The organism is Streptomyces sp. NPDC048361 (assembly GCF_040651795.1).
Classification (GTDB): domain Bacteria; phylum Actinomycetota; class Actinomycetes; order Streptomycetales; family Streptomycetaceae; genus Streptomyces.
Window position 1 is genome coordinate 1 of record NZ_JBEZKW010000078.1, and the last position, 16,771, is coordinate 16,771.

The following is a 16,771-nucleotide window of genomic DNA, read 5'->3' on the forward strand; positions in this document are numbered from 1 at the left end:
GGCCTGCGTGGGCCGCCTCAGCCGGTCCGGCGTTTGAGGACGAGCGCCTTTCGGGCGCGAACGGGGTCTGGGGCGGAGCCCCAGCAACCCCGGGCCGTCGGGTGCGGACCGTGCTGGGGCACCGCGCCCACCGCGGCGGAGCCGCGCAAACGACACAGCCCCGCGCCCCTGTTGGGCACCCGGAGTCGTAGGCCCGCGCGCCCACCGCGGCCGCGCCGCGCCATGTCACAGTCGCGCGCCCCTGCGGCGCACCCGGCGCAGGCGGGGCCAGGCTGCCAGGCACAGGAGGGTCAGGGCGGACGCGCCGCCCACGAGCAGGCCCGAGCGCAACCCCGGCGGCCGGAAGCCGCACTCCACCGTACGGGCGGCCGAGGGGAGCGAAACCGCGGTCAGGCCCAGGTAGTCCGCCGCAGGCGAGGCCGCCCCGCCGTCCACCCGGCACGTCCACCCCGCGATCCGCGGCATCGCGAACACGGCCAACCCCCGCGCCCCCGCAGGCAGTTCGGCCCGGACCGAGCTGTCCGACACCGACACCCGGGTCGCCCCCGCCGTCCGCAGGTGGTCGACCGCGCGAGCCAGCGCCGCACGGTCGAGGCAGCCCAGTTCCGCCGCGCGGTCCGCGGGGGACAGGGTCACGTGCGAGGCTCGCCCCGGCCCCGCCGACGTACCGAACGGGATCAGCGGAGCCCGCCGGCTGGGCGCGCCCCCGCGCATCTCGACCACGGGCCCGCCGCCTAGCCGCGCCGTGCCGAAGTGGTCGGGGGCCCACAGGAAGATGTCGGTCCCGGCCGGGCAGCCCTGCGTGAGGGTGCGGGTCGTGTAGACGTGCGCCCCGAGCAGGAGTTCCTGGTTGCGGAACGGGTTGGTGCCGTACGACAGGGGCGGCCCGGACGGCCGGAGCGTGACCAGGGGCGGCGTCGCGGCGGCCCGCACCAGGCCCGGCGCGCCGTCCTTGCCCTCGACCCGCACCCGCGCCCCCACGGCGAAGATCGCGTCGGTCACCGGATTGTCGAGGCTCTGCACCGCCCGCCCCCGCGAGGTCCAGCCGCCGCCGAGCGCCGTCATCGTACGGTTCAGGACCTCCGGGGTGAGGCTGGAGTAGTAGGCGCCGCCCTCGCCGCCGAGCAGCAGCGGGTCGTTGTTGGTGATCTGCCGCTGCCCGGGGTCGGTGCGGTACGCCGGCCAGCCGGCGGCGTCCGACTCCAACGCGGCCCGCTCGGTGTGGGCGGGGCCCCAGGCGGGGTAGCCGTCCATGCGCGCGGCCCGCTGCTGGTCCCCGTACGCCTGCGTGACGCCCGCCTGCGCGATCTGCACGCCGGCGATCAGGGCGAGCGCGGCGAGGGTGAGCCCGCGCCGGCCCCGGCGGGCGAGCAGCAGTCCGCCGACCACGGCGGCGACGCCCAGGGCGAGCAGCGGGTACGTCCATGCGGAGATCAGTTCGCTGAAGGCCGCGATCAGCGCGATCAGCGCCAGTACACCGCCGCCGCCGAGCAGGGCGCGGCGCCCGGGGATCCCGTACGACAGGCAGATCCAGGCGGCGATCACGAGGATGCCGCACAGCACGAACGTCTGACGGTAGGGGCTGCCGTTGGGGGTGGCGAAGGCGTGCCAGGCCAGATGGGTCGGCTTCCACTGGAAGGAGAGCGCGACGGCGAGGGCGAGCCCGGACCACGCGTACCGCTCGCGGCGCGGCACCGCGCGGTGGAAGGCGAGGGCGCAGGCCAGGAGCAGCGCGCCGGTGCCGAGGAAGACGGCGGGGGAGGAGAAGGAGTAGGTGCCGGGCAGGGTGCGGGCGAGGTAGTCGGGCCAGGACACCGGCGCGAACTCCCGTACCCAGCCCGGGTGGGCGTGTGTGGTGCCGAGGTAGACGGTGAACAGGACGGGCGCCGAGAGCCCGATGCCGATCGCGACCGACCGGGCCGCGACGAGCACCGACCGGCCCGCCACGCGCACCGCCCGGACCGGTCCGCGCGCGTCCGTATCGCGGTCCACGTACAGCAGGAGGAGCAGGACGAGTCCGGCCCCGATGGTCGCCATGTACGCGGTGTAGAAGTTGGCGATCCAGGCGAGCGCCACGACGAGCGGGCCGAGCACCGGCCGCCGCCGGGTCCTTGACCAGTGCCCGACCAGGCACAGCAGCGGGAAGGCGATGAGTCCGTCGAGCCACATCGGGTTGTACGTGGCCTCCAGGACCGACCAGCCGCACAGCGCGTAGGAGGCGCCGAGCACCCCCGCCGCCCAGCGGTGGCGGACCGCAGGGCGCAGGGCGAGCAGGAGCACGGTCATCGCGACGGCGGCCGCGGCCGTCTTCAGGACGGTGACGACGTACACCGCGAGGTCGATCCGGTCGCGCGGGAAGACCCCGACGACGAGCGCGAACGGGCTGCTGAGATAGGTGCCGAGGTCGGGCAGGAACGAAGTGCCGTATCCGGACTGCCAGTTGAGGAGCAGACCGCCTTCGGCGCGGCCGTGCAGCAGGTCCCACAGATGGGCGTGGAAGGGGACGAACTGGTTGCCCAGGTCGTTGATGCTGCGGGTGTGCCGTCCGAGCGGGCCCAGCGGGATCACCCCGGCGACGGCGTCCGCGCCGCACACCGCGATCAGGGTGATCAGCGCGGAGAGGGCGGCGGCCCGGGTACGGGGGCGGCGGGCGCCCGGCGTCCGTGTTGGGGTCACCGGCGGGGCGGGGGCGGCTTCGAGGGTCGGCGTGGTCGGCATCGGGGTCCTTTGCTGTGCGCTGCCGACGAATATGCCGGACCCCGAGAGGCAACGCGCGGGGCGTGGACGTCAGTTCACGCGATGGACGGCGCGGCTTCATCCGGCTTCATCCCCGCGACCGATGGGGGTCGCGAATCGTTGGTCGAATCAGTGGCCCCGGCCACGCCGACTGCCTACCATCGATCATCGCAAGGTCTTAGCAAGGTTCGTCGCCATGCCGCACGTGTCTGCTCCGCCGGGAGGCTCCTTTGCACCGCCGTCGTCGTACCGCGCTCTCCGTCTCCGTCGTCCTGCTCGCCGCGGGTCCCTTCCTGGCCGCGTGCGGCAGTACGGCCCATCCGGGGGCCGCGGCCGTCGTCGGGGGCGAGCGGATCGAGGTCTCCGCGCTCCAGGCGGAGGTCAAGGACGTACGGACGGCTCAGCAGAGCTCCCCGCAGTCCGCCCAGCTGATCAAGGACTCGGGTCAGCTCGGCAAGGTGAAGCTCAGCAACATGATCTTCGACCGGGTGCTTGCGCGCGCCGCCGACCAGAACGGGGTGAGCGTGAGCCCCAAGGAGGTCCAGGACGCGCGGGCCGCCATGGTGCAGCAGGCCGGCGGCGAGGACCAGCTGCGCGAGCAGGCCCTCACCAATGGCGGGCTCGCCCCGGACCAGATCGACACGTATGTGCGGCGGCAGGTCGTCGAGCAGAAGCTGGCCGCGAAGATCGGCGCGCGGACGCAGCAGGATCTGCTGCCCGTCCTGGTGAAGGCGTCCAAGGACCTCCATGTGGACGTGAACCCGCGCTACGGCAGCTGGAACGCGAGCCAGATCCAGCTCGCCGACTACCAGGCGCCGTGGATCGCCAAGACCAAGCAGCCGGCCGCGCCGCAGCCCGGCACGGACCAGCAGGATGCGCCGCAGGATCAGCAGGGCGCCGGCCAGGACCAGCAGGGTGCGCCTCAGGACCAGCAGGAGGACCCGGGGGACTCGGCGGCGACCGGCTGATCCGACGCACGCCCCGCGCAGGGCCCGAAGGGGAGGTTCGGCGAGGCTCGGCGGGTGGCCCGGCGGAGGCCTGATGGGCGGCTCGGCGGGAGGCTCCGTGGGTGAGGGTAGGTTCGACGGGTGACTGCTGTTGAAGAATCCGGCCGAATCGTTTTGCTCACGGCGAGCCACCGGGTCGCCCCGGGGCTCCTGTCGTGGCCCGCGTGGGAGACCCTGCGCGGCGCCGACGCCGTCCTGTGCCCCGACCCCGCGCATCCGCAGCTGCCGTATCTGCGCGAGGCGGGCATCGAGGTCGAGCTGTCCGTGCCGGACGCGCAGGGACTGGTCGAGACGTGCGCCGGGGGCCGCACCGTGGTGGTGCTCCCCTCGGGCGAGGGCGACCGGCGCCTGACCGACGGGCTTGCCCGCCTCGCCGGGTCGGGCCGGATGAGCATGCCCGACCTGGAGCTGTTGCCCGGCTCCTACGATCTGCCGGGCGCGCGCCTGCTCGACCTCGTCCAGGTCATGGACCGTATCCGGCGCGAGTGCCCGTGGTCCTCGCAGCAGACCCACAAGGGGCTCGCCAAGTACGCCCTTGAGGAGGCGTACGAACTGGTCGAGGCGGTGGAGGAGGGCGACCGGGACGAGCTGCGCGAGGAGCTGGGCGATGTGTTGCTCCAGGTCGTCTTCCACGCGCGGATCGCGGAGGAGGACGCGGAGGAGCCCTTCTCGGTGGACGACGTCGCGGGCGGCATCGTGGAGAAGCTGATCCACCGGCATCCGCATGTGTTCGGCTCCGAGCGGGCGGAGACGCCGGAGGAGGTCAAGGAGCACTGGCTGCGGATGAAGGCGGTCGAGAAGCAGCGGGCGTCCGTGACGGACGGGGTGCCTCTGGGGCAGCCCGCGCTCGCCCTCGCGGCGAAGCTGTCCGCCCGGGCGCGGACGGGAGGGCTGTCCGTTCCGCTCCCCTCCGGGGAGGGGGTGGGCTACCGGCTGCTTGCGCTCGCGGTGGAGGCGGAGGCGGCCGGGGTCGACCCCGAGGCGGCGCTGCGCGCGGCGTCCCGCGCCTACCGCGAGGCGATCCGCGCCGCCGAATAACCCCCTTGGCAGGGTGCCCAGGTGCGGCATAGCCAGCCCGTCCGGTGTGCTGTGGTTGTACAAGGGGACGGGCAACGCGGCGGCGCCCTACGAGCCGCGCGCCAAGGTCGGCACCAACTGGAACCTCTACAACGGCCTGATCTGACCCGGCCCGATCCGCTCCACCGGCCCGCCCGCCCCGCCTCTCCGTACCGCGGGGCGGGCGGGCGCGTGCGGCCCCCCTCGGCACCGGCGGCACCGGCGCCGTCGAAGGGGGAGCGCCGCCCGGGATACGGTCGGGGCGTGCAGGACGATCCCCCTCCTTCCCCCGCCCCCGAACTCTTCACCTGGGAGTTCGCCACCGACCCCTACCCCGCCTACGCCTGGCTCCGCGAGCACGCCCCCGTGCACCGCACCCGGCTGCCCAGTGGTGTGGAGGCCTGGCTCGTGACGCGGTACGGGGACGCCAAGCAGGCCCTCGCCGACCAGCGGCTCTCCAAGAACCCCGCCCATCACGCCGAGCCGGCCCACGCCAAGGGCAAGACGGGCATCCCGGGCGAGCGCAAGGCCGAGCTGATGACGCATCTGCTCAACATCGACCCGCCGGACCACACCCGGCTCCGCCGCCTGGTGTCGAAGGCGTTCACACCTCGTACGGTGGCTCAATTCGCCCCCCGCGTGCAGGAGTTGACCGACCAGCTCATCGACTCCTTCGCGGCGAAGGGCGAAGCCGACCTCATCCACGAGTTCGCGTTCCCGCTCCCCATCTACGCCATCTGCGATCTGCTCGGCGTCCCGCGCGAGGACCAGGACGACTTCCGCGACTGGGCGGGCATGATGATCCGGCACGGCGGCGGCCCGCGCGGCGGAGTCGCCCGCTCGGTGAAGAAGATGCGCAACTACCTCGCCGAGCTCATCCGCAAGAAGCGCGAGAACCCCGGCGACGATCTGATCTCGCGGCTCATCGAGGCGAGCGACCACGGCGAGCACCTCACGGAGAACGAGGCCGCCGCCATGGCGTTCATCCTCCTGTTCGCCGGGTTCGAGACGACCGTCAACCTGATCGGGAACGGGGTGTACGCCCTGCTGCGCAACCCCGGCCAGCGCGAGCGGCTCCAGGCCTCGCTCGCCGCGGGCGAGAGCGACCTGCTGGCGACCGGTGTCGAGGAACTCCTGCGCTACGACGGGCCCGTCGAGCTGGCGACCTGGCGGTTCGCCACCGAGGCGCTGACCCTCGGCGGCCAGGACATCGCGGCCGGCGACCCGGTCCTCGTGGTGCTCGCCGCAGCCGACCGCGACCCGGAACGCTTCGACGAGCCGGACACGCTCGACCTCGGCCGGCGCGACAACCAGCACCTCGGGTACGGGCACGGCATCCATTACTGCCTCGGTGCGCCGCTCGCGCGACTGGAGGGGCAGACCGCGCTCGCGACCCTGTTGCGCCGCCTGCCTGACCTGCGTCTCGCGGGGGAACCTGACGATTTGCGCTGGCGCGGCGGGCTCATCATGCGTGGACTGCGCACCCTGCCGGTCGAGTTCACGGCGCCGGGCATGCCGCCGGGCGCGCCGGGCACACCGCCGGGCACGCCACCCGGCACGCAGCCCGCCGGTAAACGGAATCCCGGCGTCATCTGACACATCGTCAAGACTGTGACTTTTACGTGATCGCGGTGCCATCGACTTGTGACAGGCGTTCGAGTACGGCTACGTTCACCGTTCATTCGGCTCAGCAGTCACACGGAAGGCTTTTCGCATGCGCTCCGGGAATGGACGGCATCGTCGACCCCGCCAGGCACCCGCCCTCGTCGTAGCGGCGGGAGTGACCGGGTCCGCCATCGCGCTTCCCCTGCTCGCCGCGACCGGCGCGAGCGCCGCGGACGCCGGCACCTGGAACCAGGTCGCCTCCTGCGAGTCCGGCGGGATGTGGAGTGCCGACTTCGGCAACGGCCTGTACGGCGGCCTCCAGCTCTCGCAGGCCACCTGGGAGGCGTACGGCGGCAACGAGTACGCGCAGCGCGCCGACCTTGCCAGCCGCGCCCAGCAGATAGCCGTCGCCGAGAAGGTGCTCGCCGCCAAGGGCCCGGGCGCCTTCGCCTCCTGCGGCACCGGCGCCGGGCTCACCAAGGGCGGCGGCTCGGCGGACGTCGACCCGGGCGTGCCCGACACCTCGGACGGAACGCCGTCGTCCGCGCCGTCGGCCCCGGCCACCCCCGCCACCAAGACACCCGACGCCTCCGCGACGCCGGGCGGCGCGACGCCGGGCACGCCGGCGCCGGGCGCCACCGGGTCGGGCGAGCCGGCCAAGTCCCCCGCTCCCTCCGCCTCCACCCCGGCGAGCCCCGGCAAGCACCGCGGGACGCCCGCGCCGGAGGAGAGCACGGGCACCGCGCCCGGTGCCGGCACGCCGTCGGCCCCGGCCGGCCAGTCGGCGCCGGGCGCCACCGGCGACGCGGGCACCTCCACCGACGCGCGCGACGCGGGACGGCACGCCTCGCGGGGTGACGGGGCCTCACGTGAGGCGGGCAACCCCCCGGCCGCGAGCGGCGCCTACACCGTCCGCGCCGGCGACAACCTCTCGGTCATCGCCGACGCGAACAAGGTCAAGGGCGGCTGGCCCGCGCTCTACCACGCCAACGAGCAGCTGATCGGCACCGACCCCAATCTCATCCTTCCCGGTCAGAGCCTGGACCTGAAGGACCTGACGGCTGCCGGCACGGCCCCGGGCGCCACCTCGGCGACCCCCGGCTCCAGCTCTGCCGCCACCCCGAACTCCGCCCCGAACTCCACGCCTCAGCAGGGTTAGTTCGCGGGTTTATGTCCGTTCTGTGCAAGTGAGACATGGGTCTCTTCGCCTCAACTGGCGTGTCCCGTCTGCCCGGTCCGTCCGCCCCGCCCCTCACCTGCGGAAACATCCCTTCTGTGGCCGCAAGTAGGGGGGATTTCTCCCCGATGTGCGTCTTTGAACATTGGCGGGGCCTGTGTTTTCGTCGGACTCGCTCGTCACCGCGAGCCCCGTCGACCGAGCACGCCGAATCCTGCCGTCGGCCGATGGGAACAGTCGACGCTTATGCGCCGTAGGCAGGAGCGGGGGACCCAAGGTAAGTGCCGGGCCCGGCAGTTCACAGGACTGCCGCAACGGCTTGGGGTGAAGACGGACGCTTCGGCGTCCGGCCGGGCAGCTCACGCCCGAACCCGACAGCTCACCTCGCAGGCGTCGGTGAGGAGAACTCCATGCTGCTTTCCGGCAAGGGCAAGCACCGCCGCCCGTCCAAGGCCGTCCGTGTCGCCACGCTGGCCGGTGTCACCGGTGCTGCTGTCGCCGCCCCGCTGATGGCCGCGGGCTCCGCCTCCGCCGCCTCCGTGCAGACCTGGGACGCCGTCGCCCAGTGCGAGTCCGGTGGCAACTGGTCCATCAACACCGGCAACGGTTACTACGGTGGCCTCCAGTTCTCGAACTCCTCCTGGGCCGCCGCCGGCGGCACCCAGTACGCCTCGCGCGCCGACCTGGCCACCAAGGGCCAGCAGATAGCCGCCGCCGAGAAGCTGCTCGCGATCCAGGGCCCGGGTGCCTGGTCCTGCGCCGGCGCCGGCAACCTGACCTCGGGCGGCGCCAAGGCCGACGTGGACACCTCCGGCTCGTCCTCTTCCTCTTCGAAGGCCACCAAGCCCTCGAAGCCGAAGAAGCAGGCCCAGCCGCAGCAGTCGCAGAAGTCCGAGCGCACCGAGTCCGCGCCGGCCAGCCGCGGCGAGCAGCGCAGCCAGCCGGTCAAGCAGGGCGACGGCGAGTACACCGTCAAGTCCGGCGACACCCTCGGCACCATCGCCACCGCCCAGGGGGTCAAGGGTGGCTGGGAGAAGGTGTTCGACCTGAACAAGGACATCGTCAAGGACGCGAACCTGATCTTCCCGGGCCAGAAGCTGCACCTCGGCTGAGCTGACCCACCCCCAGGTCGCCCCGGCCCGGCGCGCATTCCCCCGTACGCGCCGGGCCGGGGTTTTCGCTGTTACCAGGCAGTAGTGTTGTGGTCCTTTGCCCGGCAATCGGGGTCCTTGGGCCCTTTTTCGTCCCAGGAGGCGGGCACTCGGCTGGCCGGACCCCCAGAGCCGGTTAGGCTCTTGTCGCAAGGCCAACGCGACCCCGCATGTCCCTGCACCGCTTGCGTCACATCTAGCTTCACATCCCAGAAGGAGATGCTCGTGCCGTCCATCGACGTCGTCGTAGCCCGGGAAATCCTGGACTCCCGAGGCAACCCCACGGTCGAGGTCGAGGTCGGCCTCGACGACGGCAGCACCGGCCGTGCTGCAGTTCCGTCCGGCGCCTCCACCGGTGCCTTCGAGGCCATCGAGCTCCGTGACGGCGACCCCAACCGCTACGGCGGCAAGGGTGTCGAGAAGGCCGTCCTCGCCGTCATCGAGCAGATCGGCCCGGAGCTCGTCGGCTACGACGCCACCGAGCAGCGCCTGATCGACCAGGCCATGTTCGACCTGGACGCCACGGACAACAAGGGCTCGCTCGGCGCCAACGCCATCCTCGGCGTCTCGCTCGCCGTCGCGCACGCCGCCTCCGAGGCCAGCGACCTGCCGCTCTTCCGCTACCTGGGCGGCCCCAACGCGCACCTGCTGCCCGTCCCGATGATGAACATCCTCAACGGTGGGTCGCACGCCGACTCCAACGTCGACATCCAGGAGTTCATGATCGCCCCGATCGGCGCGGAGTCCTTCTCCGAGGCCCTTCGCTGGGGTGCCGAGGTCTACCACACGCTCAAGGGCGTCCTGAAGCGCAAGGGCCTGTCCACCGGCCTCGGCGACGAGGGCGGCTTCGCGCCGAACCTGGAGTCCAACCGCGCCGCCCTCGACCTCATCCTTGAGGCCATCAAGGAAGCCGGTTACGCCCCGGGCAAGGACATCGCGCTGGCGCTCGACGTCGCCGCGTCGGAGTTCTACAAGGACGGCAAGTACGAGTTCGAGGGCAAGTCCCGCTCGGCCGCCGAGATGACCGAGTACTACGAGGAGCTCGTCTCCGCGTACCCGCTGGTCTCCATCGAGGACCCGCTGTTCGAGGACGACTGGGCCGGCTGGAACACCATCACCTCGCGTCTGGGCTCCAAGGTCCAGATCGTCGGTGACGACCTGTTCGTGACCAACCCCGAGCGCCTCGCCCGCGGCATCGAGGAGGGCTCGGCCAACGCCCTGCTCGTCAAGGTCAACCAGATCGGCTCGCTGACCGAGACGCTGGACGCCGTCGAGATGGCCCAGCGCAACGGCTTCAAGTGCATGATGTCCCACCGCTCCGGCGAGACCGAGGACGTCACCATCGCCGACCTCGCCGTCGCGGTGAACTGCGGCCAGATCAAGACCGGCGCCCCGGCCCGCTCGGACCGCGTCGCCAAGTACAACCAGCTGCTGCGCATCGAGGAGATCCTCGACGACGCCGCGGTCTACGCCGGCCGCAGCGCCTTCCCGCGCTTCAAGGGCTGAGCACAAGCACCACGAGCTGAGCAGCTCCACCGGCTGAGCAGCAGCAACGGCTGACGCCCTAGCCAGTCGTCCGTACGTCCCCGGCCGCGGTCCCGTACCGTGTCCGGGGACGTACGTGTGTGACGGGGAGGCGGGAGAGCGATGGGCAACGACGCCAAGGTCAAGGACCGCGACCGGTTCTCCACCGCGGCCCGGCTCAAGGTGCTCGGCGAGCAGACCGCGGCCCGCGTCTACCGGTCGCAGAACAAGCGCCAGGCCCGCCGCTCCCGGCTCACCGGCCGCGCGGCGCTCCTCGCCCTCGTGCTCTGCTCGCTGATCGTCGCGCTCGCCTACCCCATGCGGCAGTACGTGTCGCAGCGCGCCGACATCTCCGATCAGCAGCGCAAGGCCGCCGACGCCCGGAGCTCGGTCGAGCGGCTGCGGGACGAGAAGGCGCGGCTCCAGGACGACGCGTACATCGAGAAGCTGGCCCGCGAGCATCTGCACATGCAGTTCCCGGGGGAGACCGGCTTCACCGTGGTCGACCCGGACGCGGCGGACAAGCACCGCGAGGACAAGGGCGCCACCGGCCGCGCCTGGCACTCCAACCTCTGGGACGGCGTCGACAAGGCCGACCGTTCCGCCAACTGACCACCGCTAGCGATAGAGACTGACCCAGGCATGGAAACGCCCCCGCCCCAGACCGACCGCACCGAGCCCACCGACGCGGACATCGCCGCCTTCAAGGACCAGTTGGGCCGCCCGCCGCGCGGGCTGCGCGCGATCGCGCACCGCTGCCCGTGCGGCAACCCGGACGTCGTCGAGACGGCCCCACGTCTGGAGGACGGCACGCCGTTCCCGACGACGTACTACCTGACGTGTCCGCGCGCCGCCTCCGCGATCGGCACGCTTGAGGCCAACGGCGTCATGAAGGAGATGACGGAGCGTCTGGCGAGCGACGCCGACCTCGCCGCCGCCTACCGCGCCGCCCACGAGGACTACATCGCGCGGCGCGACGCCATCGAGGTCCTGGAAGGCTTCCCGAGCGCCGGCGGCATGCCGGACCGGGTCAAGTGCCTGCACGTCCTGGTCGGCCACTCCCTGGCGGCCGGCCCCGGTGTCAACCCGCTGGGCGACGAGGCGATCGCGCTGCTGCCCGAGTGGTGGGCGAAGGGCCCGTGCGTGACGCCGTGCGGGGAGGGGGAGGCCAAGTGACGCGCGTCGCCGCCATCGACTGCGGTACGAACTCGATCCGCCTGCTCGTCGCCGACGCGGACCCGGCCACCGGTGAGATCACCGACCTGGACCGGCGCATGACCATCGTGCGGCTCGGGCAGGGCGTGGACCGCACCGGCCGGCTCGCCCCCGAGGCCCTGGAGCGCACGTTCGCGGCGTGCCGCGAGTACGCCGCGGTCATCAAGGAACTGGGCGCCGAGCGCGTCCGGTTCGTGGCGACCTCCGCCTCGCGCGACGCCGAGAACCGGGACGACTTCGTGCGCGGAGTCCTCTCCATCCTGGGTGTCGAGCCCGAGGTGATCTCCGGCGACCAGGAGGCCGCGTTCTCCTTCACCGGCGCCACCAAGGAACTGAACGGCGGCGGGGAGTACCTGGTCGTCGACATCGGCGGCGGTTCCACCGAGTTCGTGGTCGGCTCCACGCGCGTCGAGGCCGCGCGCTCGGTGGACATCGGCTGCGTACGGATGACGGAGCGTCACCACCCGGGCGATCCGGCGACGCCCGGTCAGATCGAGGCGATCCGCGCCGACATCGAGGCGGCCCTCGACCTCGCGGGCCGGAGCGTGCCGCTGACCGAACCGCGCACCCTGGTCGGCCTCGCGGGCTCGGTCACCACGGTCGCCGCGATCGCGCTCGGCCTGAGCGCGTACGACTCGGCCGCCATCCATCATTCACGGATCCCTTACGAGGACGTCGCCGCGGTCACCGAGCGGCTGCTCGCCTCCACGCACGAGGAGCGCACCCGCATCCCCGTGCTCCACCCCGGGCGGGTCGACGTCATCGCCGCCGGAGCGCTGGTCCTGCTCGCCGTCATGGAGCGGGTGGGGGCCCGTGAGGTCGTGGTCAGCGAGCACGACATTCTGGATGGCATTGCCTACAAAGTGGCAGAAGAGATCGAGGGAGAGAAGGACAAGGTCTGACCTGCGGCAACGCGGGTGAGAGTTGGGCCGCTCCGGGGCTGTCACCCTGGGGCGGCCCTTTCGCATGTCGCCGGCGGCTCTGTACGCCTGCGTCGTGGGCGCAAAACGCAGGGGGCCCCGGTCCCGCCCGCGAACGTGGCTGCGGACGGCCGGGGCCACGTCCAGAGCTGCTCGGGGGTCAATGCGGAATGCCCTCGATGATGTCGCGCGCGCCTTGTCGTAGCAGTTCGGCGCAGACTCGCGAGCCGAGTACTCCGGGGTCGTTCATGGACTCGCCCCAGATGTGAGCGTGGACGAACTTGGAGCCGTCGCGTGAGAACACCATTCCGCGCAGGCTGAGCTGTCCGTCGGGTTCCGTGATGCAGTACCCGGCAATTGGGCTGTTGCAGTGGCCGCGCAAGCCGTGCAGCATGACCCGTTCGGCTGTGATCTCGGTCATGGTGCGGTCGTGGTTGAGCTGCTGAAGCAGGTAGGCGACGGGGTCGTCGTCCTTCCGGCATTCGAGGCCGAGGGCGCCGGCGCCGACTGCGGGCAACATTTCGTCGACGCTGAACACCTGCCGGGCGCGGTTGGCGATGCCGAGGCGTTCGAGTCCGGCGCGGGCCAGGATCATGGCATCGAGCTTGGTGTCGATCTTGCGTTTCCCGTCGAGCTTTTCGACCCGGGAGCCGACCGCGCCGCGGACCCGTACGACGTTGAGGTCGGGACGGACGCGGTTGATCTGTGCCTTACGGCGCACGGCGGAGGTTGCGACCGTGGCGCCGGCCGGAAGGTCGTCGAGGGTCTTGCGGTCGGACCCTTCCGGAAAGAGCAGGGCGTCGTATACGTCGTCGCGCGGGAGGTAGGCGGCGAAGACCAGACCGCGCGGCATGGGTACGTCACCCGGCACGTCCTTGATGCAGTGCACGGCCATGTCGACCTGCCCGCGCTGCAACATGGTCTCGATCTCTTTGACGAAGAGACCCTTACCGCCGAGCTGCGCGAGGTCGCCCTGCCACTTGTCGGCTTCGGTCGTCACGGGTACGACCTCGATGTCGAGATCGGGCTCGATTTTGCGTAGGAGGCCCGATACGTGTTCGACCTGGGCGAGAGCCATGGGTGAGCTGCGGGTGCCGATGCGCAGCGTGCGGCCTGGAAAGTCGTTCATAACGTCCTTTCGTATCTGGTTTCACGGTAGATGGGCCTGTTTGGGGTCTGGAGCGGGCCTTTGATGCGTGCGGCGATGGCGGGGTGGAGCAGCATTTTGGCTTCGGTGTGCGTGGCCCATCGCCAGGCGTCGAGTTCGTCGCGCTGCAATGCGATGTCGTTGGTGTCGCCGGACTGGAGTACGGGGCCGGCGAACAAGATCGCTATGCGGTCATAGCGGCCGATACGAGTCGCTTGCAGCCATTCGACGGCGAAGAGGTCGCACTCCAAGAGGTCGATGAAGAGGCCGAGTTCTTCGACTACTTCCCTGTGGGCGGCTTCGAGCGGGGACTCGTCCTGCTCAACGAGTCCGCCGGGGAGCTGCCACGGTGCGTCGGGTTTGGCGGGGTGGACGATGAGCAGTTCGTCACTCGGATTGGTGATGAGGACGGAGGCGGTCACGGGGTGGCCGGGGGGCGGTGGTCGCATTGGCTCAACCTCCTGGATACCGGTTGTGGGCTTGTACGCTCGGCCACGGCCGTTCGGCCCGGGGTCTTGTCCACTCCGGGGCGGCCCGTTCCCAATTCGGCGAAGACGAACACGGCCGTTGCGCAGACGCCGGTTGCCAGCCGGAGACCGGCGATGCACCCGGGCCCGGCGGGTTGATGGTGGTTGTCGTCACGCCGTCTTCACTTCCGCCCACACGGCTTTGCCGAAGGGAATGTCGTTGACGCCCCATGCGCCGGGACAGAGGGCGTCGAGGATGATCAGGCCGCGTCCGCGGTCGCGTTCCCCGGACTCGCGCCGGATGCGGGGGCGACGGCGCACGGGGTCGTGGACCTCGATGCGCGTGCGTAAGTCGTCGACGTCGAGGACGACCCGCACGGTGTCACCGGGCTCGGTACCGTACCTGAGCGAGTTGGTGACCAGCTCGGAAGTGATCAACACTGCCGCGTCGAGGTGGTCCTCGCTCGGGTCCCGGACATGGAAGGCAAGGAACTCCCGCACGAACACCCGTGCCACCGACGCTGATTCCGGTTCGCTCTCCAACAACAAGATTGATGGTGGTCCGGTTGGGGGCAAGCTGTTGAACAGCCCCTGGTCGTGTCGTTCTGGAAGGCTCGTCATGCGGAACTCTCCGGCGGCCTTGGTCGGCCACTCTTCGGGGCCGAATGTTGATCGTCATGGTCTGTATCCCTGCCAGCCTTGACGCCTCGCTGCTTGCTGCGTTCAAGGGAACCGCGGCGAATAGGGGGGCGGCCACGGTATGGATGCGGCAGCCTTGACGCAGATCTGTGCACGGGTGCGTCCTCGGTGACGCGGACGCAGGCGTACTGGAGGGGGCGACATGAGCCTCGCGAAGCGGCGCAAGGCGCTGGGTTACAGTCAAGAGAGCTTTGCTGCCCAACTCGGCGTCGACCGCACGACGGTCAGCCGATGGGAAAGGGTTCCCGTTGACATTCAGCCGCCGTTACGGCGGAAGTTGGCAAGGCTGCTGGGCATCGACCTGTCGGCGCTCGACGCGCTCCTGCCCAAGCCGCCGGAGGCTGCGACGGACCCGGTGGGACCGCCATCGTGTGATGCCTATGGCCCAGGGGATGACGACGACATGATCCGGCGCGAATTCCTGCGCACCATAGCTGTGACAGGTGCTCTTGCGGCCTTGTCGGCCGATGAGACTGAAGCCATGGCGGACGGTGCGCGGCGGGGTGACCCATCAACGCTGCTCCGCATGAACAGGCATCTGTGGCAGGTCTACCAACTGGCGCGCTCCAAAGCCGCGGTCCTCCCCATCGTTCGTGAACAGCTCATTGCGCTCAACGAGAGTTTGGCCAGTAGGTCCGGGCCGACGGGCACGCTGTGCGCGGCGGCCGGCGACCTGTTCCAACTCGTCGGTGAACTGGCCTTCGACGGCGACCGGCACACCGACGCTGCGGCCTCGTATCTGCTGGCGGCCACGGCGAGCAGAGAATCCACGGCGTTCGATCTATGGGCGTGCGCGTTGGTGCGTCATGCCTACGTCGAGATGGCCAATGGCAGACATCGTGAAGCCATCAGCCTCCTGACTGTCGCGGGCGGCTTGGCCAAGCGCGGGGACAGCTCACTGTCCACCCGTCAGTGGGTTGCGTCGGTGGAGGCTGAGGCCTATGCGGGCCTTGGTGACTTGAATGCCTGTCAACGCGCGCTGGATCAGGCCGAGAAGGTCCTCGACCTTGACGGTCTTGCTCACAATGGAGGATGGCTGCGATTCGACGGATCGCGGCTGGCTGAGGAACGCGGGGCACGTTACGTGCAACTTGGACGGTTGGACCTTGCGGAGAAAGCCCTCGTGAGCGCGCTGCACGAAGGTGTCCTGTCGCAGGGCCAGGCGCTCCGGCGGCGCGGAGCGGTCCTGGCTGACCTCGCGGCGATCGGGGCCAAGCGTCGAGATCCTGACCAGGTGGTCACCTACGGACGTGAGGCGGTCAGGCTTGCCAGGGAGACATCATCCGGATACGTGGCCCGTAGACTCCGTGGGCTACAGGTCGACATCGGCGCCCTTGCTCAGGACCACCGTGTTGCCGAACTGGGCGTCGACATCGCCGCATTGTGCACGACGTGACGAGAGGGGATGCCGTGTCGCAGACCGACGGCGCTCAGTTGTTCCGCGAAGCGTGGATCGCTGGCGTACGGAAGCACTTCGCCGGGGAGCCGAAAGCGGGCTACGTAACGCCCTGGGAAGACACGCCGGACTGGGAGCGGCAGGCCGCGGCGGCTGTCTACGAACAGGTGCGGCAGTTCCTTGTCGTGAGCGCCGGCCAGGCTGCCAAGCTTGGACGTGAGCAGAAGAGCCAGTTCGTGGCCTTGTGTTGGACAGCCCAGATGTACAAGCACTTTGAGGATCCAAAGCCAGGTTATGTGGCTGACTGGTCTGACCTTCCCGCTTGGCAACGGGAAACCGATGCGGACGTCTTCGAGGCGATCGCGGAGTCACTGGTCTGAGTCGCGAGGTGTACGGACCGACGCGTGCCCCCGCCCGGACTGTGCCGAAGGCAGGGACTTGCTGTGCCTTGCCGACGGCGATACCGAGGGCTGCTCCCAGTCAGCTGGTGGGGTATGCGTCGCGGCGGTCGCCGATCTTGCCGAGGCCTCGAAGTTGCCGTTGCGTCGCCGTGGCGAACCAGGACGTGACCGGCCCGAAGGTGCGGTCTACGGGTCGTTGCGACAAGTACCAGTTCGCTGGACATATGTCACGAATCCCCTGGCCGATCGCGTGATCGCGGTCCTTGGTGA

Annotated in this window: 15 protein-coding genes and 1 riboswitch; of the genes, 11 read left to right on the forward strand and 4 right to left on the reverse strand. The window is 70.6% G+C overall.

The genetic code is table 11. The features are described 5' to 3' along the window. Positions 1-225: 225 nt before the first annotated feature. On the reverse strand, positions 226-2,718 hold the full coding sequence (locus tag AB0D31_RS30665) for a YfhO family protein (RefSeq protein ID WP_362729155.1): 2,493 nt from the start codon (positions 2,716-2,718) through the stop codon (positions 226-228). A gap of 248 nt (positions 2,719-2,966) precedes the next feature. Here AB0D31_RS30665 and AB0D31_RS30670 point away from each other — a divergent pair, with 248 nt between their 5' ends. From AB0D31_RS30670 to AB0D31_RS30710, 9 genes are all read left to right on the forward strand, one after another. Then, positions 2,967-3,704 carry a SurA N-terminal domain-containing protein gene (locus AB0D31_RS30670; RefSeq protein WP_362729157.1) on the forward strand — a complete coding sequence of 246 codons (738 nt, stop codon included), beginning with the start codon at positions 2,967-2,969 and terminating at the stop codon, positions 3,702-3,704. Between the two features lie 120 nt (positions 3,705-3,824). Beyond that, positions 3,825-4,781: a nucleoside triphosphate pyrophosphohydrolase gene (locus AB0D31_RS30675; RefSeq protein WP_362729159.1), complete on the forward strand. Its 957-nt coding sequence runs from the start codon at positions 3,825-3,827 to the stop codon at positions 4,779-4,781. A 282-nt stretch (positions 4,782-5,063) separates the two neighbouring features. Then, positions 5,064-6,395 (forward strand): cytochrome P450, encoded by a 1,332-nt coding sequence (locus AB0D31_RS30680; RefSeq protein ID WP_362729161.1) that lies wholly within the window; start codon positions 5,064-5,066, stop codon positions 6,393-6,395. Between the two features lie 118 nt (positions 6,396-6,513). Further along, on the forward strand, positions 6,514-7,563 hold the full coding sequence (locus AB0D31_RS30685) for a transglycosylase family protein (RefSeq protein ID WP_362729163.1): 1,050 nt from the start codon (positions 6,514-6,516) through the stop codon (positions 7,561-7,563). Between the two features lie 257 nt (positions 7,564-7,820). After that, positions 7,821-7,989, forward strand: a riboswitch (cyclic di-AMP (ydaO/yuaA leader). Positions 7,990-7,991: 2 nt separating this feature from the next. Beyond that, entirely contained in the window at positions 7,992-8,693 is a 702-nt protein-coding gene (locus tag AB0D31_RS30690) for a transglycosylase family protein (protein WP_362729165.1), read from the forward strand. Between the two features lie 258 nt (positions 8,694-8,951). Next, positions 8,952-10,238, forward strand: a complete 1,287-nt coding sequence (gene eno / locus AB0D31_RS30695) for a phosphopyruvate hydratase (protein ID WP_362729167.1) — start codon at positions 8,952-8,954, stop codon at positions 10,236-10,238. 141 nt (positions 10,239-10,379) lie between these two features. Further along, the gene (locus tag AB0D31_RS30700) at positions 10,380-10,868 is read left to right on the forward strand and encodes a septum formation initiator family protein (protein ID WP_362729169.1); all 489 of its coding nucleotides are present in this window, start codon (positions 10,380-10,382) and stop codon (positions 10,866-10,868) included. 30 nt (positions 10,869-10,898) lie between these two features. Continuing rightward, positions 10,899-11,432 (forward strand): DUF501 domain-containing protein, encoded by a 534-nt coding sequence (locus AB0D31_RS30705; RefSeq protein ID WP_362729171.1) that lies wholly within the window; start codon positions 10,899-10,901, stop codon positions 11,430-11,432. Then, positions 11,429-12,373, forward strand: a complete 945-nt coding sequence (locus AB0D31_RS30710; protein ID WP_362729173.1) for a Ppx/GppA phosphatase family protein — start codon at positions 11,429-11,431, stop codon at positions 12,371-12,373. Before AB0D31_RS30705 ends, AB0D31_RS30710 begins: the two co-directional genes overlap by 4 nt. 178 nt (positions 12,374-12,551) lie before the next feature. Here AB0D31_RS30710 and hemC read toward each other — a convergent pair whose 3' ends face one another. The 3 genes from hemC to AB0D31_RS30725 all read right to left on the reverse strand — a co-directional run bounded on the left by hemC (position 12,552) and on the right by AB0D31_RS30725 (position 14,626). Then, the gene (gene hemC / locus AB0D31_RS30715; RefSeq protein ID WP_362729175.1) at positions 12,552-13,520 is read right to left on the reverse strand and encodes a hydroxymethylbilane synthase; all 969 of its coding nucleotides are present in this window, start codon (positions 13,518-13,520) and stop codon (positions 12,552-12,554) included. Then, positions 13,517-13,987, reverse strand: coding sequence for an NUDIX hydrolase (locus AB0D31_RS30720; RefSeq protein ID WP_362729177.1), 471 nt, complete (start codon positions 13,985-13,987; stop codon positions 13,517-13,519). The genes hemC and AB0D31_RS30720 overlap by 4 nt, the downstream gene beginning before the upstream one ends. A gap of 189 nt (positions 13,988-14,176) precedes the next feature. After that, positions 14,177-14,626: an ATP-binding protein gene (locus AB0D31_RS30725; protein ID WP_362729179.1), complete on the reverse strand. Its 450-nt coding sequence runs from the start codon at positions 14,624-14,626 to the stop codon at positions 14,177-14,179. Positions 14,627-14,846: 220 nt separating this feature from the next. Between AB0D31_RS30725 and AB0D31_RS30730 the strand changes: the two genes are divergently transcribed. Then, positions 14,847-16,100 (forward strand): helix-turn-helix transcriptional regulator, encoded by a 1,254-nt coding sequence (locus AB0D31_RS30730; protein WP_362729181.1) that lies wholly within the window; start codon positions 14,847-14,849, stop codon positions 16,098-16,100. 14 nt (positions 16,101-16,114) lie between these two features. Continuing rightward, on the forward strand, positions 16,115-16,480 hold the full coding sequence (locus AB0D31_RS30735; protein ID WP_362729183.1) for a hypothetical protein: 366 nt from the start codon (positions 16,115-16,117) through the stop codon (positions 16,478-16,480). Positions 16,481-16,771: the final 291 nt, after the last annotated feature.

Coding starts and splice junctions, on each gene's coding strand:
- AB0D31_RS30665 (WP_362729155.1), bottom strand. CDS start 2,718: ATGCCGACCACGCCGACCCTCGAAGCCGCCCCCGCCCCGCCGGTGACC.
- AB0D31_RS30685 (WP_362729163.1), top strand. CDS start 6,514: ATGCGCTCCGGGAATGGACGGCATCGTCGACCCCGCCAGGCACCCGCC.
- AB0D31_RS30690 (WP_362729165.1), top strand. CDS start 7,992: ATGCTGCTTTCCGGCAAGGGCAAGCACCGCCGCCCGTCCAAGGCCGTC.
- eno (WP_362729167.1), top strand. CDS start 8,952: ATGCTCGTGCCGTCCATCGACGTCGTCGTAGCCCGGGAAATCCTGGAC.
- AB0D31_RS30700 (WP_362729169.1), top strand. CDS start 10,380: ATGGGCAACGACGCCAAGGTCAAGGACCGCGACCGGTTCTCCACCGCG.
- AB0D31_RS30705 (WP_362729171.1), top strand. CDS start 10,899: ATGGAAACGCCCCCGCCCCAGACCGACCGCACCGAGCCCACCGACGCG.
- hemC (WP_362729175.1), bottom strand. CDS start 13,520: ATGAACGACTTTCCAGGCCGCACGCTGCGCATCGGCACCCGCAGCTCA.
- AB0D31_RS30720 (WP_362729177.1), bottom strand. CDS start 13,987: ATGCGACCACCGCCCCCCGGCCACCCCGTGACCGCCTCCGTCCTCATC.
- AB0D31_RS30725 (WP_362729179.1), bottom strand. CDS start 14,626: ATGACGAGCCTTCCAGAACGACACGACCAGGGGCTGTTCAACAGCTTG.
- AB0D31_RS30730 (WP_362729181.1), top strand. CDS start 14,847: ATGAGCCTCGCGAAGCGGCGCAAGGCGCTGGGTTACAGTCAAGAGAGC.